This is a genomic window from Shinella sp. 1A1 (assembly GCF_055379515.1).
In genome coordinates this window covers 141,638-161,289 of sequence record NZ_AP039671.1, presented here as the reverse complement: position 1 = coordinate 161,289, position 19,652 = coordinate 141,638, and the positions used below count along the sequence as shown (strand labels likewise).

The window sequence follows — 19,652 nt, the reverse complement described above, 5'->3', positions numbered from 1 at the left end:
AGACCTGGCTCATTCGTACTGCTCCCGGTATTTGCGCACGATGTAAAGGGCGTAGATGTTGAGGCAAAGCGTGATGACGAAGAGCGTGATGCCGAGCGCGAAGGCCACCAGCGTCTGCGGCGAGGTGAATTCGAGGTCGCCCGTCAGCTGGTTGACGATCTTGACCGTCACGGTCGTCATCGGCTCGAAGGGATTGATCTGCATGCGGGCGGCGACGCCCGCGGCGAGCACCACGATCATGGTCTCGCCGATGGCGCGCGAGGCGGTCATCAGCAGCGCGCCGACGATGCCCGGCAGGGCCGCCGGCAGGATGACGCGCTTGATCGTTTCGGAGCGCGTGGCGCCGAGGCCGAGCGAACCGTCACGCAGCGCCCGCGGTACGGCGGTGATGATGTCGTCCGACAGCGAGGAGACGTAGGGGATCAGCATGATGCCCATGACGAAGCCGGCGGTCAGGACGCTCTGCGCCTGGATGAAGTTCGAGTAATTGCCCGTGACGAGGCCGTTGAGCTGGGCGGAGATATCGCGCAGGAACGGGCCGACCGTGATGAGGGCGAAGAAGCCGTAGACGATGGTCGGGATGCCGGCGAGCACTTCAAGCAGGGGCTTTGCGACCGAGCGGACGGTGCGCGAGGCATATTCCGACATGTAGATGGCGGCGAAGAGGCCGACCGGCACGGCGACCAGCATCGCGACGAAGCCGATATAGAGCGTGCCGGCGAGCAGCGGAAGCAGGCCGAACTGGCCGGAAGAGGCCGTCGCGCCCGCCGCGGCGAAGCGCGGATCCCAGACCGTGCCGAAGAAGAACTCCCAGGCCGGGACCATGTTGAAGAAGTGGGTGGCCTCCGTCAGCATCGAGGCGACGATGCCGATCGTCGTCAGGATGGCGATGGAGGAGGCGCCGATCAGGGCCGCCAGCATCACGCCCTCGACGCGATTGCGGGCGCGGAAACGCGGCGCGATGGCGCGGTAGGAGAGGAAAGCGCCGACAAGGGCCGAAAGCATGACGAGGGCCGACAGGATGGTGCTGCTGGTCGTGGTCATGCGGTTGAGGTCGTCGGCGGACTTCAGCATGTAGGGCGCGGGATCGGCCGCCAGCGGCACGCCCTTGCCGGCGAGCACCGTGCGGGCGGTCGCGGCGTCGGCGAACACCGCCTGGCGCTCTTCCACCGAAAGCAGCCTGAAGCCGCGGGCGATGGCGCCGATCATGTTGTAGTTGAGGTTCTGCGTCGCCTGCGGCTCGGCCTTCACCTCGTCGGGGAAGCCGGCGCGGACAGTCGAGCCGATATAGATCGGGCTCGCGATGATCCAGACCAGCAGCACGATGACCGCCGGCAGCATGGACCAGATGGCGACGAAGGCGCCGTAATAGCCCGGCCGCGAATGCAGGCTGGAGGACTTGCCGCCGGCAAGCGCATTGGCGCGCCAGCTGCCCGCCAGATAGCCCGCCACGCCGATCACGGCGACGATAAGCAATAGTATGGAAATACTCATTTCGGAAATTCCCCCGGCGAGATCATCCGCGCAGTCATTCTGTGTGTCGCAAGGTTCGACAGGCGCCCCATTCCCGGTCGAAGACCATGACTGGGCGTAGCCGCCCGGAAGAGAGCGGCGGGCGCGGTCTTGAGACCGCGCCCGCTAAAGTCATTACATGATCTTGCCGTCGGCGAAGGCCTTGCGAACGGTGTCGCGCTCGGCATCGGGAGCCGGGACGAGGCCGTATTCAGCCAGCGGGGAGTCCGGGCCGATCATGTCGTCGTTCGTGAAGAACTCGACATATTCCTTCAGGCCCGGGATGACGCCGAGATGCGCCTTCTTGACGTAGAAGAACAGCGGGCGGGAAACCGGGTATTCGCCGGAAGCGATCGTCTCGGTCGAGGGAACGATGCCGCTGACGGTCGCAACCTTCAGCTTGTCGGCGTTGTTTTCGTAGAAGGACAGGCCGAAGACGCCGATGCCGGACTTGTTGGCGGCGATGCGGGCGAGCGTTTCGGTGTAGTCGCCGTCGATGTCGACAGCCAGACCGTCCTTGCGAACGGCGATGCACTTGGCGTGCTGCTCGTCCTTGTCGGCAACGGCGGCCTTGATCACTTCGGCAGCGCCGGTGGCTTCGCAGCCGGCAGCCAGCATCTTCTCGTCGAAGACTTCACGCGTGCCGTGCTTTTCGCCCGGGATGTAAGCGGCGATCTCGACGTCCGGCAGGTCCTTGTTGACTTCCGACCACTTCTTGTAGGGGTTGGCGACGAGCTTGCCGTCGACGACGACTTCGGCGGCGAGCGCCAGGTAGACGTCCTTCGGCTCGAGCTTCAGGTCGGCATTGCCGCTGTCGGTGGCGAAGACGATGCCGTCATAGCCGATCTTGACTTCCTGGATCTCGGTGACGCCGGCTGCCTTGCAGGCCTCGACTTCGCTGCCCTTCATCGGGCGCGACGCATTGGCGATGTCGATGGTGTCCGGGCCGACGCCCTTGCAGAATTCCTTGAGGCCGCCGCCGGTGCCGCCGGATTCGACGATCGGCGTCTTGAAGTCCGGATAGGTTTCGCCGAACGATTCGGCGACGATCTTGGCGTAAGGAAGAACGGTGGACGAGCCGGCGATCTGGATCTGGTCGCGCGCAACGGCAACGCCGGCGAAGGCTGCGGAGGCAACGAGCGCCGCGACAGTGAGCTTAAGAGATTTCATCTGGGTTCTCCCGAAGAGGACGTGTGTTGGAAGCGCGCGGTTCGCGCTCTCTGCCGTTGACCGGCGGCCCTTCTCTAAACCCCGATCGCCATCCCTTTTATGTCACTTTGACGAAACATTTGTGACAAGATAAATATCTGAAAATACTCGAATATCTCCGACAAAAAGACGAACGCGCCGTCCTTTGTGTCAGAATTTGACGGTAAAGACCGTTCCCTTGCCCACCTCGGACTTCACCACGAGGCGCGCCTTGTGGCGCGTGAGGATGTGCTTGACGATGGCAAGCCCGAGGCCCGTGCCCTTCTTGGAACGGCTCGCCTCCACATTGACCCGGTAGAAACGCTCGGTGATGCGCGGCACATGCTCGGGCGGGATGCCGGGGCCGTAATCGGTGACGGACAGCTCGGCGGGCGCGCCCTCCCCGCCCGACAGCGCCACGTCCACCCGCTTGCCTTCCTGGCCGTATTTGCAGGCATTTTCGAGAAGGTTCTCGAAGACCTCGACCAGTTCGTCGCGGTCGCCGGCAACGGTCACGGGATGCGCCGGCAGGTCGAGCGCGATCTCGACGCCGAGGTCGCTCGCGAGCGGCTGCAGGCTGTCGCGGACATGGCCGAGCAGCGGCACGAGGTCCACCGTCTGGTCGGGCGCGAGGTTCGAGCGCAGTTCCAGGCGGGAAAGCGAGAGCAGGTCGTCGACGAGGCGGCTCATGCGCGTCGCCTGCTCGTGCATGATGGTAAGGAAGCGCTCATGCGCCTTGAGGTCGTTCCTCGCCGGGCCCTGCAGCGTCTCGATGAAGCCGCGCAGCGAAGCGAGCGGCGTGCGCAGCTCATGGCTGGCATTGGCGATGAAGTCGGAGCGCATGCGGTCGATACGGCGAGCCTGCGAGACGTCGCGGAAGGTCAGCAGCCAGAGCGGCTCGGTGGTGGGGCCGGCAAGCGGGGCGACGCGCACGACATAGACCGTTTCGGAGGGAAGACGCTCGGCATGCTCGGTCTCGCGCGGCTGGCCGGAGCCGATGGCATCGCGCACCATATCGAGGATGCCGGGTGCGCGGATGCGGCCGGCAAGGTCGCTGCCCTGCGGAATCTGCCCGAAGATCGCCTCGGCGGCGCGGTTCTGCAGCTTCACGGTCTCGCGGGCGGAAAGGAGAAGCGCCGGCGCGTCGAGCGCGCCGAGGACGGCCGAGATGGGGGTGAGATCTTCCGCCGGCGGGGCCACCTCCACGACCGGCGCGGCCGGGGCCACCGCCATCGTGCGACGGCCTGCCTCGACGGCGCGGCGTTCCATCCGCAGCAATCCGGCGATGACGAGGAGCAGTACCGCGAAGGACACCCAGCCGAGATGCAGGCCTGCAAGCCACATCATGAAGCCGACGAAGACGGCGGAGGCAATGAGAACGCGTTCGCCCCACAGTTGCGTCGCCAGCCACCCGAGGCCCGTGCGCTGATCCGTCACGACCACCCATTCCCTTGCAAGCATCGTAGCCTCCACGCCTCCATGATTCTCCATGGATAGCGCGGCTTCATGACATGTTTTTCACGGCCGGCTTGAATTCGCAATGCGGTTGTGGCCACCTTCGCCGAAGCGGCCCCCTGCCGCGAACCGACATTCAAGGAGCAGACGATGGCGGAAAAGGCCGAAAGCCGGGCTGTGGAACTCGACATCCACGACAAGAAGCGCGTGTTCGATATCGACGATCCCGTCCTGCCCGGCTGGATCGACGACAAGGCCTTCGGCTCGGGGGACTATCCCTATGACAAGAAGCTCGACAACAAGGAATACGAGCGGCTGCTGAAGCTCCTGCAGATCGAGCTGGTCAAGGTGCAGTTCTGGCAGCAGAAGACCGGCAAGCGCATCATGGCCGTCTTCGAGGGGCGGGACGCGGCCGGCAAGGGCGGCGTCATCCACGCCACCACCTCCTACATGAACCCGCGCTCGGCGCGCGTCGTGGCGCTGACCAAGCCGACCGGCACCGAGCAGGGCCAGTGGTACTATCAGCGCTATGTGGCGACCTTCCCGACGACCGGCGAATTCGTGCTCTTCGACCGCTCCTGGTACAACCGGGCGGGCGTCGAGCCGGTCATGGGCTTCTGCACGCGCGAGCAGTACGAGAAATTCCTCAAGGAGACGCCGCGCTTCGAGAAGATGATCGTCTCGGAGGGCATCCATCTCTTCAAGTTCTGGCTGGATATCGGCCGCGAGATGCAGCTCAAGCGCTTCCACGACCGCCGGCACGACCCGCTGAAGATCTGGAAGCTGTCGCCGATGGACATCGCCGCGCTCAACAAATGGGGCGACTATTCGGAAAAGCGCGACCGCATGCTGAAGGAAACGCACACGGACAACGCGCCCTGGACCGTGATCCGCGCCAACGACAAGCGCCGCGCGCGCATCAACCTCATCCGCCACATCCTGAAATCGCTCGACTATGACGGCAAGGACAAGCAGGCGATCGGCGAGATCGACGACAGGATCGTCGGCTCCGGCCCGGGCTTCCTCAAGTAGCCCGGCGCCTGCGCCGGAACTGCCCTATTCGCCCGGCTGGATGCGCACGCCGAAGAGGTTGACGCCGGCACTGCCGCCGGAAATGTCGCTGTTCAGCAGGATATGGCCCGGCTCGCTCGGCGAGAGCGAGCGGTCGAACTCCACCTGGAACAGGATGTCGGTGCGCTCCGAGACGGTGAAGCGGTGGCGGCCGCAATTGCCCATGCTGGCGAAATCGCATTCGACGGCGACCTGCACCGGCTTGTCGCCGGCCGCCTGCACGGTGAGCGCGACCGTGGAGGCCTTGCCGCTCATTTCGCCGAGCACCTCCGGAGAGACCTCGATGCGCACCGCGCCGTCGCGGTCCGGATTGATGGAGGTGACGCGCACGGCCGGCCCCTCGCTGGTGCTGACCGATTCGAAGCGGCCCGCGAGGCCGGCGGAGATCTTTGCCGTATCGGCCGGCGTGAAGACCTTGCGCCAGTCGGAGGAGAAGTGGTTCTGCGTGTCGAGCGCCTTCTTGAGCGGATCCTCGCCCGAGAAATCCTCGCCCGAAACGCGGGCCGGCGGCCGGGAGCCGTCCGCGCCGCTGCGCAGGTCGTCGAGAAGCCCGCTCGTCTGGACCCACCAGGCGAGCGCGCCGAGGGCGGCGATCAGCGTGGCGAGGACGAGCAGGAAGGAAAACAGGCGTCCGCGCCGCTTGCGGGCCTTGGCCACCCGCTCGGGGCGGAAATCTGGGGCCTTTGCCGTCTTGGTTGGCGTCGTCGCCGCGCCGCCGGCAGCAAAGCCGTCCTGGCGGTCGGGGCGGATGGCGCCGATATCGGCGGCGCCGGCAGCGGGCTTTTCCGCCTCCAGGCGCGGCTCGGCGTCGAGTTTCGGCTCGGGCCGCACGTCGCGCTCGGCGCGCAGCACCGGCTCCAGCCGCGCATCGACCGCCGGCTCGACGCGGACATTGCGCGCGGCGGCGGAGGCGATCTCAGCGCGCTCCTCGGCCTCGATCTGGTGAATGGTGGCTTCCAGCCGGTGGCGCTGTGCGGCGACGGTGCCAGGGTCGTTGACCTCCTGCTTGCGCAGGCCCGCTTCGAGCGCGTTGCGCGCCGACTGGTAGATGCGCGCGCGCACCTCGGCATTGCCGCGCTCCGAGCGCGCCAGCGCGTTCCTGATTGCCGTTTCCAGTCCGCTCACATCCGACCCTTCTGCGGGAGCCGCGCGACGGCGCGGTACGATCCATCTGTGGAAAGAGCCCTACTTTCCGGCTTTTGTTAGTTTTTGCGTAACGTTTGACGGAAATTTTCGCAAGCCTTGCCGCCGAAACTGCCCGTTCTTCTGCGGGGATAAGCCGGGGCGAATCATGTCGGTCCGGCCTTGGTGGCGCCGCTGCCCGCATCCGATGGCCGGATGTCCCGCTTGCCATGCATCGCCGCGGCCCGAGCGCGGCATTTCCTGCTCGCTGCCCGTTGCCAAGTGCACCCGGATGGCCGCTGCCCAATGGCGTCACCAGCGGCCCGAGATGTAGAACGTCCAATCGCCTGCAGCTCTGCGGCATGCGCCCGATGGCCAAGCAACCCAATCACCGTGCTCGCCCGATACATGGCGTGCGCGACCTCCGCCTGCCTGAACCGTTGCCGCCCACGCCCGATGCCTCGCCATCTCATAGCTAAGTTTCGACCAACGCCCGGAATGTAGCACCTCCATTCGGCCGCCTCTGGGATTTTCGCCCAGTGGCCCTGCGCCCCGCCAGCCATGCCCGCTCGACACTTGGGGCGCGTTAACGCCTCTCGCCCACGCCATTGCCACCTGCCCCGATGCCTCGCCAGCCAAGCTCGCCTGCTTCCCCGGAATGCCGTATCTCCCCTCGCCTGCGCCCTTGTCGCGCGCAGCCGCCAAGCCGCCCTGACGGCCATCTTCGCCCGATGCTCGAAGCGCTGCATCGCCCCTCGCTCGCACCACCTCCGTCTGCACCCGGCGGGCCGACGCCCCGACAGCCGTGCTCGCCCAACGTCTGAAGCATAACGCCGCCCCTCGCTTTCGCCGCCACCATCTGCAACGCGGCGCCCGACGCCCCCATCCCGATGGCAGTGCTCTCCGATGCCCAGAACGGGCCAACGTGCAGCGCCACTCGCAGGAAAACGCGTCTTGTCGTTCCGTCACGATGACCACGCCGTGATGCACCGACACCCCTTTTCAGAGACAATTCCCGCTGGTATGGTTTTGACGTTTTCGTAAACGTCAAAATGTCAGGACTTCCGCCATGGCCCTGCCCGCGATCCTCAAGGACAAGCTGCGCCTGCCCGTCGTCGGCGCGCCGCTCTTCATCGTCTCGCATCCCGCGCTGACCCTTGCACAATGCAAGGCGGGTGTCATCGGCGCTTTCCCGGCGCTGAACGCCCGCCCGGAATCGCAGCTCGACGAATGGCTGGCGGAGATCACCGAGGGCCTTGCCGCGCACGATGCGAAGCACCCCGACCGCCCCGCCGCCCCCTTCGCCGTCAACCAGATCGTCCACCGTTCCAACAAGCGGCTGGAACACGACCTGGCGATGTGCGTGAAATACAAGGTGCCGGTCGTCATCTCCTCGCTCGGCGCGGTGCCGGAGGTTAATGCGGCAATCCATTCCTATGGCGGCATCGTGCTGCACGACGTCATCAACAACCGCCATGCCAATTCGGCGATCCGCAAGGGCGCGGACGGGCTGATCGCGGTGGCGGCCGGCGCGGGCGGCCATGCCGGCATGCTTTCCCCCTTCGCCCTCGTCCAGGAAATCCGCGAATGGTTCGACGGCCCGCTCCTGCTTTCCGGCGCGATCGCGACGGGCGGAGCGATCCTGGCCGCCGAGGCGATGAGCGCGGACATGGCCTATATCGGTTCGCCCTTCATCGCCACCACCGAGGCGCGGGCGAGCGACGCCTACAAGCAGACGATCGTCGACAGCAATGCCGCCGACATCGTCTATTCCAACTATTTCACGGGCATTCACGGCAACTACCTGAAGCCTTCCATCGCGGCCGCGGGGATGGACCCCGACCACCTGCCGGAAGCCGACCCCTCGAAGATGGATTTCGACAAGGCCACGACCGGCGCCAAGGCCTGGAAGGACATCTGGGGCTGCGGCCAGGGCATCGGCGCCGTCAAGGCCATCGAGCCGGTCGAAGCGCTCGTCGCCCGCCTTGCCCGCGAATACGCCGCCGCCAGGGCCCGCATCGCGGCCTGACCCCGTCATTTCGCTGCGCCGCGCGGGAAAAATGCGGAAGTTGAAACTCCCCGCTTGAAATCTCCGTCCAATGCGGTTATCAGCGCACCCATTCCGGTCCCGACACGCTTCGGGACCGCTGAAGGGCCGCTTTAGCTCAGTCGGTAGAGCACATCATTCGTAATGATGGGGTCAGGTGTTCGAGTCACCTAAGCGGCACCATTTTCTTCAAGCATCCAGGTAAAGTCAAAGCCCAGCGGTCCTCTGCGGTTACCCGTCAGTCTGCGCGAGGTGGATGGCAGGGCTGCTTGGTCTCGTCGCAGATGCTCCCTGTTGCCAAGATAGTGCCGATGGCGACATGCTTGAAAGCGGTCTGGAGGCACTCTTGTCGAAGCTCAGTATCTACCGCACGATCCTGCTCATTTGCCTGGCGGTCGTCGCCTATGTCTGGCCCACACTCTGGCTGATCTACGGACTGTGGGCGGGGAGTGCACTCATGGGTGCGGCCACCCTGGCCTTTTTCCCTGAGGAACGACAAGACACCGGCATCGAAATCATGCTTTCAGGCGCCTTGGCCCCGTTGCGCGTTTGGCTCGGCCTGTGGAACGGCTTCTATGTCTGGACGGATCTGGATCACGATTACTGGAACCGCACGGACGAATGAGGGAATGGCAATCCATCGGAAGCCAGCGCATTCACCCAGCGTAGAAGAAATACACCTTTCCCTTGTTCGGATCGACGATCGTAACGCTGCCGCCCGGCCCATAATGGTAAAGCGATCCTCCGGACTGTATCGCTTCGTTGGCTTCGCGCTCGAACCGTGCATCGATGGAGATTTCAAAGCCATACTTGCCCAGGAACTCCGATACGTTTGGAGGATCGCGGGCAATGCGTTCAGCTCCCCGAACCGGCGGGTTGTCGTAGGGATGCCACTGGCTGACGGCTTGCTCGGTGCTCCTGTCATCGACTGGCGTCACGAGCCATGTGCCTTCGGTTCCTTCGAGCGCTTCACCCAGGCGGCGCCCTTGGTCCCGCGCCCATAATGCGCTGGCGTCGGTCAATCGATAAACGACAAAGCCGGTTTCGTTGTCGCCGGGCATGAAACCCGTGCCGTAGAGTTCCTCCACCCTGAATTCGATCTCTGCAACGTCGAGAGGCTGGGGAACGTGTGCCAGAATCCAGCGTCGTTCTTCAAACTTGAATGCCATGTAGGGCGCCACAACGAACCCCACGCCCAACACGACGATGAGGCCGCGCAGAACGAGCTGATCGGATCTCGTCCGTCGCCAGATTCGGCGAAGGCCGAGAAAGACAAGCACAACGATGCCTATGATCACGAGTGCAAAAGCGATTAGAAAACAAAGCATTGCCAAGGCGAAATCCATATGATCTCACAGTTATCGAGGGATGGGTATTCGACGAAGCCGGTCGGTTGAGCGCATGGCCCTGCAATTGCAGATTGGCCAGGTTCGTCATATGTTTCAACCAGAATCCCTGGAGAGGCCTCATGCGCGACGCAGTTTTCGCACTATGCCTGTTACTCGGCTACACGACCTCGTCCGCATCCGCTGAGGAAGAATACCCATTCCCTCAGCTTCAGACCGAAGTTTTTTGCAAGGGCTTGGTCGCAAGGATGCTGGACGCAAACGAACAGGCGGCCGAATTGAAAAAATGCCTCGTCCAGGAAATGTTCCTGAAGGGGAAGCTGGAGCCCTGGTGGCCATTTCTGGGGCGCAAGACGCAAAGGATGATCGTAAAGGCCCATTACAGGCTGCCGGAGCATCAAACATACATCACGCTTCTGTCATATACATCGTCCGCCATAGGCGATGCATGCTTGTCCGGGCGGATAAAATGCCAAAACCCTAAAGCCCCGTGATGCCGCCTTCCTCGCCTGACTCGCCGTGCCTCCCTTGTCGCCATGCCTCCCATCGCGGCGACGACATGCTCGGGCAGTTGCGCACCGTGCTTGCGACGGTCAGCGGGCGGTTCAGCGCGGATATTTTCCTGCGCTTTTCCCTGATGGCGCTTTCGCCGGACGACATCGGCGAGCGGCTGCGCGCCGCGGATGCCGTCGAGACGATGCGTGCCTATCTTGCGGATTTCGCCCGGTTCTGCGGCGAGGGAGACAGCTAAGCGGCGGGCTTCAGCCGACGTTGCGTTCCTTGTCAGGCAAGGGGGGCGGCTCGGCGTGGGGGTCGAGCAGGATCGTCGAGGCGGGCTCGGTCGCTTCGACCTCGCGGATCCATTCGCGCCAGATGGCGACCAGCAGGGCCATCAGGACGGGGCCGATGAAGAGGCCGAGGAAGCCCATGGTCTTCACCCCGCCGATGAGGCCGAAGAAGGTGGGCAGGAAGGGCAGCTTGATCGGGCCGCCGACGAGGCGCGGGCGCAGCGTCTTATCGACGATGAAGAGCTCCACCGAGCCCCAGGCGAAGAGCGCAAGGCCCGCCACGGGCGAGCCGCTGGAAACGAGATAGACCGAGACCAGCGTGAAGGAGAGCGGCGCACCGCCCGGGAACAGCGCCATGACGCCCGTCAGCACGCCGAGCGTGACGGCCGAGGGCACGCCGGCGATCCAGTAGGCGACGCCGAGAACGATGCCCTCGCCGATGGCGATCAGCGTCATCCCGGTGACGGTCGAGCTGATCGTCGCGGGCACGATGCGGGAGATGCGCTCCCAGCGCATCGGCAGGATGCGCTCGCCGAGCCGGTCGACCTGGCCGGCGAAGGCCTGGCCGTCGCGGTAGATGAAGAACAGCGCGATCAGCATGAAGAGCATGGCGAGCAGCAGGTTGAACGCCTTGCCGCCAGCCGCGAGCGCCACGCGGTAGATATTGCCGATATTGGCGCCGCTGACGATCTGCGTCAGTTCGCCGATCGCGCCCGGATGATCGAGGAAGCGCGCCCATTGCATATCGAGCCAGCCGCCCACCACGGGCAGCGCGCCGATCCATTCCGGCGTCGGCGCGCCGGTGCGGTTCGTCTCGACGGCCCAGCCGATCCAGTCGCGAATCTCGTGCAGCGCATAGGTCGAGGCGATCACGATCGGCCCGACGATGAAGGCGAGGATGAGGAGGATGGCGATGGAAGCGGCGAGCGTGCGGTTGCCGTTCACCTGCGCCAGCAGGCGCGAATAGAGCGGCCAGCTCGCAAAGGCGATGACCAGCGCGGCGAGTACCGGCACGACGAAGCCGTGGAAGAAATAGATGCCGGCGAAGACGATGAGGACGAGAAGCCACCGCGCCGCCGAGATCGGGGAGATGAGCGCAGCGCCGCCCTGGCGTGCCGCGCCGAGAAACCGGGGCTCACTTCTGCGATGTTCCGAATGCAACAAACTCGTCCACTCCATGGCTCCGGCGTCCGCGCCGGACCACCAAGATAAGGTGTAGCGGAAGAATGTTAAACATATACGTGGTTTTTTCGGCGGCGGCGCGCGGAGACGCCGCAGGCGGCGGCCCGAAGGGGTAAGTCGAGGGCGTCGATGCAGATCGTTGACGTTTACGTTAATGTAAGATAGCAGTATACCTTGATGGCGCCCGCCAAAAGCATCATCTTGTCGGCATCGGACGGTTGGAGGACCTTTCGCTGCGTCGGGACGGACGATGCCCGCGCCCAACGAGGAGGAGCACATATGTCGGTCTCACAGATGCACCCGCCCACCGCGCCGTCCGGCCGTTTCTGGCTCTCCTCCTATCCGGACGGCATGGCGGGAGAGATCGCCCCGCTCACCCACGATTCCATCGGCGCGCTGGTGGAAAGCTGCTGCGCGCGCTTTGCCGACCGCCCGGCCTTCACCAGCATGGGCAGGACGCTGACCTTCCGCGACTTCGATGCCGCCTCCCGGATGGTCGTCGCCTGGCTGCAGGCGCGGGGACTGGAAAAGGGCGACCGCGTCGCCGTCATGATGCCGAACATCCTGCAGAACCCGGTGATCATCTTCGGCATCCTGCGCGCCGGGCTCGTGGTGGTGAACGTCAACCCGCTCTATACGCCGCGCGAGCTCGAGCACCAGCTCAAGGATGCCGGCGCCAAGGCGCTGTTCGTGCTGGAGAATTTCGCGAGTACCGTGGCGCAGGTCGTCGCGCGCACGGACGTGCGCCACGTTGTGGTCGCGACGATGGGCGACATGCTCGGCCTCAAGGGCCTCATCGTCAATCTCGTCGTGCGCAAGGTGAAGAAGCTCGTGCCGGAATGGTCGCTGCCGGGGCATGTGCCGTTCAGGCAGGTGATGGCGGAAGGCGCGCGCGGCGCGGTGAAGCCGGTCGCGATCGCGCCGGGCGACATGGCCTTCCTGCAATATACCGGCGGCACGACGGGCGTTTCCAAGGGCGCGATCCTCACCCATGCGAACCTGCTCTCCAACATGGAGCAGATCAAGCTGTGGATCGAGCCGACCTTCACGATCAAGAAGCGGCCGGAGCAGCTCACCTTCATCTGCGCGCTGCCGCTCTATCATATCTTCGCGCTGACGGTGAACGGACTGATGGGAATCGCGCTCGGCGGCCATAACGTGCTGATCGCCAATCCGCGCGACATCCCCGCCTTCGTCAAGGAACTGGCGAAATACCGAACCCACATCTTCCCGGGCCTCAACACGCTGTTCAACGCGCTGATGAACAATCCGGATTTCTCCAAACTCGATTTCTCCGAACTCGTCCTGACGCTCGGCGGCGGCATGGCGGTGCAGCGGCCGGTCGCAGAACGCTGGCAAAAGATGACGGGCTGCGCGATCACCGAGGGCTATGGCCTTTCCGAAACCTCGCCGGTGGCGACGGCCAACCGCTTCGACCGGCCGGAATTCACCGGCACGATCGGCCTGCCGCTGCCCTCCACCGAGATCGAGATCCGCGACGACGACGGCCGCACGCTGGCGCTCGGCGAGGTCGGCGAGATCTGCATCCGCGGCCCGCAGGTCATGGCCGGCTACTGGCAGCGCCCGGACGAGACGGCCAAGGTGATGACGCCGGACGGCTTCTTCCGCTCCGGCGATATCGGCTTCATGACGGCGGAGGGCTATACCAAGATCGTCGACCGCAAGAAGGACATGATCCTCGTCTCCGGCTTCAACGTCTTCCCCAACGAGGTGGAGGAAGTGGCGATGTCGCATCCCGGCATCCTCGAATGCGCGGCCATCGGCGTGCCGGACGAGCATTCCGGCGAGGCGGTGAAGCTCTTCGTCGTGAAGAAGGACCCGGCGCTGACGGAAGCCGACGTGAAGGCCCATTGCGCGGCGAACCTCACCAATTACAAGCGGCCGAAATTCGTCGAATTCCGCACCGAGCTGCCCAAGTCCAATGTCGGCAAGATTCTGCGCAAGGACCTGCGCGGCTGACGGGCGGTCGCGGTTAAACCGATTTAATTTTTTCGGGCAAGCGGCCTTTCCGGTCTTGATTTGACCATATCAAAGCGACTAGCTAGCGGCATCGTCCAAAGCCAGGGAAGACGCCGATGAACCCGCTTGTCGAAAAGCTGAAATCCATCGTCCGCGATACCAATGCCACAGACATCCGGGCCGCCTTCGCGGCCGACCCGCAGCGGTTCTCCCGCTACAGCACCACGCTCGGCGACTTTCTCTTCGACTATTCCAAATGCGCGGTGAACGACGCGGTGCTCGACGCGCTGGAGGCGCTGGCGAAGGATGCCGGCGTCGAGAAGAAGCGCGACGCCATGTTCGCCGGTGAGATCATCAACATCACGGAAGAGCGCGCGGTGCTGCACACGGCGCTGCGCAATCGCTCCAACACGCCCGTCCTCGTCGAAGGCAAGGACGTCATGCCGGATGTCAATGCCGTGCTCGACGCCATGGGCGCCTTCGCCGAGGCCATCCGCTCCGGTGCGTTCAAGGGCGCGACGGGCAGGAAGATCACCGATGTCGTCAATATCGGCATCGGCGGCTCGGACTTGGGCCCGGTCATGGCGACGCTGGCGCTCGCGCCCTACCATGACGGCCCGCGCCTGCACTTCGTCTCCAATATCGACGGCGCGCATATCGCCGACACGCTGAAGCTGCTGGAGGCCGAGACGACGCTCTTCATCGTCGCCTCCAAGACCTTCACCACCATCGAGACGATGACCAATGCCGCGACGGCGCGCAGGTTCATCGCCGACAAGCTGGGCGAGGCCGCCGTCGGCCATCATTTCTGCGCCGTCTCCACGGCGCTCGACAAGGTCGCGGCCTTCGGCATCGACGAAGCGCGCGTCTTCGGCTTCTGGGACTGGGTCGGCGGGCGCTATTCGATCTGGTCGGCCATCGGCCTGCCGCTGATGATCGCCATCGGGAAGGAGGACTTCGCGCAGTTCCTCGCCGGCGGCCATGCCATTGACAATCACTTCCGCGAGGCGCCGATCCGCGAAAACATCCCGATGCTGCTCGGCCTCATCGGCTTCTACCATCGCAACGTGCTGAACTATCCCTCGCGCGCCATCCTGCCCTATGATCAGCGCCTGTCGCGCTTCCCGGCCTATCTCCAGCAGCTCGACATGGAATCGAACGGCAAGTCGGTGACGGTGGATTCGACGCCCGTCGAATGCAAGACCGGCCCGGTCGTCTGGGGCGAGCCCGGCACCAACGGCCAGCACGCCTTCTACCAGCTCATCCACCAGGGCACCTCGATCATCCCGACCGAGTTCATGATCGCGGCCAACGGCCATGAGGAGAACCTGCGCCACCAGCACCAGCTCCTCATCGCCAATTGCCTGGCGCAGTCGGAAGCGCTGATGAAGGGCCGCTCGCTCGAAGAGGCCAAGGCGCAGCTCACCTCGAAGGGCATGGACGAGGCGAAGGCCGACAGGATCGCGCCGCACCGCGTCTTCTCCGGCAACCGCCCGTCGATCACCATGGTCTATGACAGCCTGACGCCCTTCGCACTCGGCCGGCTGATCGCGCTCTACGAGCACCGCGTCTTCGTGGAAGGCGCGCTCTTCAACATCAATTCCTTCGACCAGTGGGGCGTGGAGCTCGGCAAGGAGCTGGCGACGGGCCTGCTGCCGGTCGTGGAAGGCAAGGAGAGCGCTGCAGGGCACGATTCCTCGACGGCCGGGCTGGTCGCGGCGCTGCTGAAGGCTGCAAACTAGACTATTTCCGCATTTCCGAACGCAAAACCGCTTCGCACTTTTGCTGGAAATGCTACCGCAGGCTCAAACGGCGTGCCGCGAAAGCACCGCGCGGCACGCGGGCGAGGTTCCCGAGGAATTCGCGGGCGCAGGCGCGCCAGCTATAGGTGGCCGCGCGGGCAAGCGCGACCTCCTTCGGGATATCGAGCGCGGCAAGGGCTGCTTCCCGCAGGTCTTCCGACAGGGCCCCCGCCTCACCCAGCACATCGCGCGGGGCCGTAACCGGGAAAGCGGCGACGGGAACGCCGCTCGCCAAAGCCTCCAGCATGACATTGCCGAACGTATCCGTGCGGCTCGGGAAGACGAAGACGTCGGCCGAGGCGTAGACGGCCGCAAGCTCCTCGCCGGTCTTGCGGCCGAGGAAATGCACGTCGGGATAACGCTGGCGCAGCGCCGCAAGGTCCGGCCCATCGCCGACGACGACCTTGCTGCCCGGTAAATCGAGGCCGAGGAAGGCGGGCAGGTTCTTTTCCACCGCCACGCGCCCGACATTGAGGAAGACCGGCCGCGGCAGGCCGAGATCGCGGCGCCTTGCCGGGTCGAACAGCTTGGTATCCACCCCGCGCGACCAGCGCTTGATGCGCACGAAGCCCCGCGCCGCCATTTCCGCACCCAGCGACCTGGTGGCCACCATCATGCCCGCGCCGGAATTGTGGAAGCGGCGCAGCCACCAGTAGCTCCAGCTTTCCGGTATGGGTAGGCGCGCGCTGATGAATTCGGGAAAGCGCGTGTGGTAGGCGGTGGTGAAGGGCAGCCGGCGCTGCAGGCAGGCGCGCCGCGCCGCCATGCCGAGCGGGCCCTCGGTCGCGATATGGATGTAATCCGGCGCGACGGCTTCGATCTCGGCCAGCACCTGACGGCTCGAGGCGATGGCGAGCCGGATCTCGGGATAGGACGGCAGCGGGATGGTCGTGAATTTCTCGGGCGTCAGGAAGACGACGTCGACCCCCTCCTCCGCCGCCGAGCGGGCCAGCTCCTCCAGCGTGTGCACCACGCCGTTGAGCTGCGGCCGCCAGGCATCCGTCACGACGAGGACGGTGGGCGCCCGGTCATCGGACGCGGCGGGGAAGGACGAATCTGGAGCGATGTCTTCGAGCATGGCCTCTTTGACCATGCCGCGATGACAGGCGAATGAACGTGCGCCGCGCCCGCGGGCCGGTTACTTGCGTTCCGTCGGCTGGGGCTGGAGGCGGCCGCGGGAGCGGCCGGGCGCGGCATTGGCGAGGCGGCGGGCGGCCTCCTTCAGCTCCAGCTCGGTGAAGAGGCCCCGGTATTCGGGGCGCAGCATCAGCGCTTCCATGGAAAGCTCCGGCTTGCCGGCGTCGAGAAGGCGTTCGAGGCCGGCCGCGCCGGGCGTGAAGACGAACTCCTTCGCCGCCGCCACGCCGCCATTGAGCGTGACGCAGCGGCGCAGCAGGACCGGGCGGAAGCCGAGTTCGGCGAAGCGGTCGTAGAGGCCCGCCATCTCCTTGTGGAAGCGGGCCTCGGTCCCCGGAGCGGGGCCGCGCATCAAAGGCGTCCGACGCGCTCGGTGAGGAGCGCGAAGAAGCCGTCCGCATCGACATCCTTCATGACGCGCGCATTGTGCTTGCGGTCGGTCACCTGCCACCAGTCGACGACGGTCATGCCGACGGTGAGCGGCGAAGCCGTCTCGACCTCGACACTGCAGTCGCGCCCGCCGAAAAGCTCCGGCTTCAGCAGATAGGCGATGACGGTCGGATCGTGCAGCGGGCCGCCGTCGGAACCGTATTTCTCGATGTCGAAGCGCTCGAAGAATTCCAGCATCTGGACGAGCGCGAGCGCCGGGCGGTTGCCGATCGCGCGCAGCTTCTCGACGCGGCTCTTCAGCGTCAGTACCTTGTGGGTGACGTCAAGCGGCATCATGACGATCGGGATGCCGGAGTTGAAGACGGCGGCGGCCGCCTCCGGGTCGACATAGACGTTGAATTCGGCGGCCGGCGTGATGTTGCCGCCCTCGAAGAAGCCGCCGCCCATCATGACCAGCTCGCGCACGCGGCCGGCGATCTCGGGCGCCTTTTCCAGCGCGAGCGCGATGTTGGTCAGCGGGCCGAGCGTGCAGAGCGTGACGGTGCCGGCCGGCTCGCGCTTCAGCGTCTCGACGATGAAGTCGACGGCGTGCTGCGCTTCGAGCGGCATCTTCGGCTCGTGCAGCTCCGGGCCGTCGAGGCCGGTCTTGCCGTGGACGTGCTCGGCCGTCACCAGCGGGCGGGCGATCGGCCTGTCGGCGCCGGCGAAGACCCTGACGTCCGGCCGGGAGCAGAATTCCAGGATGATGCGGGCATTGGTGGAGGTGCGCGACAGCGGCACGTTGCCGGCGACCGTGGTGATGCCGAGGATTTCCAGCTCCGGGCTGCCGAGCGCCAGCATGATGGCGGCGGCGTCGTCCTGGCCGGGATCGGTGTCGATGATGATTTTCCTTGGCTCGGACATGCCGCTTCATTCCTGTTTTCTGATTGCGCCGGACCGGCGGGGAAGCGGCGACTATATTTGCCGGGCCGCCTTTCGCAAGCGTCTTGCGCCGGCATCGCGCAATCACCATATTGCAGCCGTCGGGGCGCCGCAGCCGGGCCTCGCCAAAGTCGCTTGAAGCCAAGGACTGGACGATGACACGCATGACCCCTTTCACGAGCCCGCTGCTGCTGGGCTTCGACGCCATGGAAAAGACCCTCGAGCGCATCGCCAAGGGCAACGATGGCTATCCGCCGTACAATATCGAGCGGCTTCGGCCGGATGGCGAGACGGGCGCCCCGGAGCGCCTGCGCATCACGCTTGCCGTGGCGGGCTTCTCCGAGGAGGAGCTGGACGTGACGACGGAGGAAAACCAGCTCGTCATCCGCGGCCGGCAGACCGACCCCGGCGAAAGGGATTATCTTTACCGCGGCATCGCCGCCCGCCAGTTCCAGCGTACCTTCGTGCTTGCCGACGGCATGCATGTTTCGGGCGCCGAACTGAAGAACGGCCTGCTCTCGGTGGACCTCGTCCGGCCGGAGCCCGTGCGTATGGTAAAGAAAATTAACATTTCCGTACCAGACTAGAACGTGAGCCGTTCCTGCGGGAACACCCGCCGGACCGTTTCGCGCATAACCTGATTGCCGAACGACCGATGGGCCATGGTGGCCATCAGCGTCCGGTGGCCGGCAAGTCCGGCATTGCCATGGAGGCAAAAATGGGCCTGAAAACCGTTACCCCCACCACCGTATCGAAGGCGGACCTTGCGCATCTGGGCGCCGGCGAAGTCGGCTACATCCGCAAGATGAAGGCCGAGGAAGTCTCCCGCGTCTTCCCGGAAGCGCCCGAAATCGACCCGAGCCTCGACCTGTGGGCGCTGTTCGGCGCGGACGGCACGCCGATCCTGCTCACCGACAACCGTTCCAGCACCTTCTACAAGGCCGCCGAGGACGATCTGCGCACGGTCAGCCTTCACTGACGATAATGCCCTGAAAAACGCTTTCCGTCAGAGACGGCGGAAGGTGAGATAGGCCGACTTGCGGCCCTCGCGCCTGGCCTTGGCCTCGTAGCGCGTGCCCGGCCAGCCGGCATAGGGCGTCAGCCAATCGGCCGCGTTTTCCGCGGTCCAGACGAAGGCGGGATGCGCCCCGCAATGCATCAGCGTCCAGTTGACATAGGTGTCGATGTCGGACGCGAAGCAGAAGATGCCGCCCGGCTTCAGCACGCGGGCGAAGCGATCCAGATTGACCTTCGACACGAAGCGCCTCTTCCAATGCTTCCGCTTGGGCCAGGGATCGGGATAGAGCAGGTCGATCTGGTCGAGCGAGGCCGCCGGTAGCCAGTCCAAGAGTTCCGTCGCATCGTCGTCGTAAAGGCGGATATTCCCCGCGCCCTTCTCCTCCACGCTGCCGATCAGCTTCGCCATGGAATTGACGAAGGGCTCAACGCCGATGAAGGCGGTGTCCGGGCTTTCCACCGCGCGGTGGATCAGGTGCTCGCCGCCGCCGAAACCGATCTCAAGGCGGGTGCGGGCCGGCGTGAAATCGTAGAGCGTTGCGAGATCCGCCGGAGCCGGGGCCGACAGGTCGACCTTCAGCACCGGCAGCAGCGTTTCGAGATGCTGCGCCTGCCGCTCGCGCAGCGGCTTTCCCTTGCGGCGACCGAAGAAGGCTTCGGTCGCGCGGCTGCGGCGCTCTGCATCGGTCATGTC

The 19,652-nt window shown here is 65.1% G+C and carries 19 protein-coding genes and 1 tRNA gene; 10 read left to right on the top strand and 10 right to left on the bottom strand.

What is annotated here, in order from left to right; genetic code table 11:
* Window positions 1-9: 9 nt before the first annotated feature.
* The 3 genes from pstC to phoR form a co-directional block, all read right to left on the bottom strand.
* A complete protein-coding gene (pstC, locus tag ACZ48C_RS00820) occupies window positions 10-1,494 on the bottom strand; it encodes a phosphate ABC transporter permease subunit PstC (protein ID WP_119257451.1) in 1,485 nt (494 codons plus the stop codon).
* Between the two features lie 153 nt (window positions 1,495-1,647).
* Window positions 1,648-2,682, bottom strand: coding sequence for a substrate-binding domain-containing protein (locus ACZ48C_RS00815; protein WP_318910755.1), 1,035 nt, complete (start codon window positions 2,680-2,682; stop codon window positions 1,648-1,650).
* A 189-nt stretch (window positions 2,683-2,871) separates the two neighbouring features.
* Window positions 2,872-4,161: a phosphate regulon sensor histidine kinase PhoR gene (gene phoR, locus ACZ48C_RS00810; protein ID WP_464781891.1), complete on the bottom strand. Its 1,290-nt coding sequence runs from the start codon at window positions 4,159-4,161 to the stop codon at window positions 2,872-2,874.
* A gap of 144 nt (window positions 4,162-4,305) precedes the next feature.
* On the opposite strand from phoR, the gene ppk2 reads away from it, so the two are divergent.
* On the top strand, window positions 4,306-5,187 hold the full coding sequence (ppk2, locus tag ACZ48C_RS00805) for a polyphosphate kinase 2 (protein ID WP_464781890.1): 882 nt from the start codon (window positions 4,306-4,308) through the stop codon (window positions 5,185-5,187).
* 24 nt (window positions 5,188-5,211) lie between these two features.
* Here the strand turns inward: ppk2 and ACZ48C_RS00800 are convergent, their stop codons facing one another.
* Window positions 5,212-6,351 (bottom strand): biotin transporter BioY, encoded by a 1,140-nt coding sequence (locus ACZ48C_RS00800; protein WP_464781889.1) that lies wholly within the window; start codon window positions 6,349-6,351, stop codon window positions 5,212-5,214.
* Between the two features lie 1,066 nt (window positions 6,352-7,417).
* On the opposite strand from ACZ48C_RS00800, the gene ACZ48C_RS00795 reads away from it, so the two are divergent.
* The 3 genes from ACZ48C_RS00795 (at window position 7,418) to ACZ48C_RS00785 (ending at window position 9,020) form a co-directional block, all read left to right on the top strand.
* Window positions 7,418-8,377 carry an NAD(P)H-dependent flavin oxidoreductase gene (locus tag ACZ48C_RS00795; protein ID WP_464781888.1) on the top strand — a complete coding sequence of 320 codons (960 nt, stop codon included), beginning with the start codon at window positions 7,418-7,420 and terminating at the stop codon, window positions 8,375-8,377.
* 125 nt (window positions 8,378-8,502) lie between these two features.
* Window positions 8,503-8,578: transfer RNA gene (locus ACZ48C_RS00790), tRNA-Thr, on the top strand.
* A 136-nt stretch (window positions 8,579-8,714) separates the two neighbouring features.
* Window positions 8,715-9,020, top strand: coding sequence for a hypothetical protein (locus tag ACZ48C_RS00785; RefSeq protein WP_464781887.1), 306 nt, complete (start codon window positions 8,715-8,717; stop codon window positions 9,018-9,020).
* Between the two features lie 31 nt (window positions 9,021-9,051).
* Here the strand turns inward: ACZ48C_RS00785 and ACZ48C_RS00780 are convergent, their stop codons facing one another.
* Window positions 9,052-9,741, bottom strand: coding sequence for a hypothetical protein (locus ACZ48C_RS00780; protein ID WP_464781886.1), 690 nt, complete (start codon window positions 9,739-9,741; stop codon window positions 9,052-9,054).
* Window positions 9,742-9,863: 122 nt separating this feature from the next.
* On the opposite strand from ACZ48C_RS00780, the gene ACZ48C_RS00775 reads away from it, so the two are divergent.
* A complete protein-coding gene (locus tag ACZ48C_RS00775) occupies window positions 9,864-10,235 on the top strand; it encodes a hypothetical protein (RefSeq protein ID WP_464781885.1) in 372 nt (123 codons plus the stop codon).
* A 65-nt stretch (window positions 10,236-10,300) separates the two neighbouring features.
* The gene (locus ACZ48C_RS00770; RefSeq protein ID WP_464781884.1) at window positions 10,301-10,492 is read left to right on the top strand and encodes a hypothetical protein; all 192 of its coding nucleotides are present in this window, start codon (window positions 10,301-10,303) and stop codon (window positions 10,490-10,492) included.
* A 10-nt stretch (window positions 10,493-10,502) separates the two neighbouring features.
* Here ACZ48C_RS00770 and ACZ48C_RS00765 read toward each other — a convergent pair whose 3' ends face one another.
* Window positions 10,503-11,621, bottom strand: coding sequence for an AI-2E family transporter (locus ACZ48C_RS00765; RefSeq protein WP_464782750.1), 1,119 nt, complete (start codon window positions 11,619-11,621; stop codon window positions 10,503-10,505).
* A 369-nt stretch (window positions 11,622-11,990) separates the two neighbouring features.
* Between ACZ48C_RS00765 and ACZ48C_RS00760 the strand changes: the two genes are divergently transcribed.
* Together ACZ48C_RS00760 and pgi are read left to right on the top strand one after the other, a co-directional pair.
* On the top strand, window positions 11,991-13,691 hold the full coding sequence (locus ACZ48C_RS00760; protein ID WP_464781883.1) for a long-chain-fatty-acid--CoA ligase: 1,701 nt from the start codon (window positions 11,991-11,993) through the stop codon (window positions 13,689-13,691).
* Window positions 13,692-13,807: 116 nt separating this feature from the next.
* Window positions 13,808-15,433 (top strand): glucose-6-phosphate isomerase, encoded by a 1,626-nt coding sequence (gene pgi / locus ACZ48C_RS00755; protein ID WP_464781882.1) that lies wholly within the window; start codon window positions 13,808-13,810, stop codon window positions 15,431-15,433.
* A 52-nt stretch (window positions 15,434-15,485) separates the two neighbouring features.
* Here the strand turns inward: pgi and ACZ48C_RS00750 are convergent, their stop codons facing one another.
* From ACZ48C_RS00750 to ACZ48C_RS00740, 3 genes are read right to left on the bottom strand one after another with little or no spacing between them, the layout of a single operon-like run.
* Window positions 15,486-16,571, bottom strand: coding sequence for a glycosyltransferase family 4 protein (locus ACZ48C_RS00750; protein ID WP_464781881.1), 1,086 nt, complete (start codon window positions 16,569-16,571; stop codon window positions 15,486-15,488).
* A gap of 60 nt (window positions 16,572-16,631) precedes the next feature.
* Window positions 16,632-16,982, bottom strand: coding sequence for a hypothetical protein (locus ACZ48C_RS00745; RefSeq protein ID WP_464781880.1), 351 nt, complete (start codon window positions 16,980-16,982; stop codon window positions 16,632-16,634).
* Window positions 16,982-17,923, bottom strand: a complete 942-nt coding sequence (locus ACZ48C_RS00740; RefSeq protein WP_464781879.1) for a nucleoside hydrolase — start codon at window positions 17,921-17,923, stop codon at window positions 16,982-16,984. Before ACZ48C_RS00740 ends, ACZ48C_RS00745 begins: the two co-directional genes overlap by 1 nt.
* Window positions 17,924-18,096: 173 nt before the next feature.
* Here ACZ48C_RS00740 and ACZ48C_RS00735 point away from each other — a divergent pair, with 173 nt between their 5' ends.
* Window positions 18,097-18,528 (top strand): Hsp20 family protein, encoded by a 432-nt coding sequence (locus tag ACZ48C_RS00735; RefSeq protein ID WP_119257439.1) that lies wholly within the window; start codon window positions 18,097-18,099, stop codon window positions 18,526-18,528.
* A 131-nt stretch (window positions 18,529-18,659) separates the two neighbouring features.
* Complete coding sequence (locus ACZ48C_RS00730; RefSeq protein WP_119257505.1) at window positions 18,660-18,920, top strand: BQ00720 family protein; 261 nt, start codon at window positions 18,660-18,662, stop codon at window positions 18,918-18,920.
* A 27-nt stretch (window positions 18,921-18,947) separates the two neighbouring features.
* Here the strand turns inward: ACZ48C_RS00730 and trmB are convergent, their stop codons facing one another.
* On the bottom strand, window positions 18,948-19,649 hold the full coding sequence (gene trmB / locus ACZ48C_RS00725; RefSeq protein WP_464781878.1) for a tRNA (guanosine(46)-N7)-methyltransferase TrmB: 702 nt from the start codon (window positions 19,647-19,649) through the stop codon (window positions 18,948-18,950).
* Window positions 19,650-19,652 lie beyond the last annotated feature (3 nt).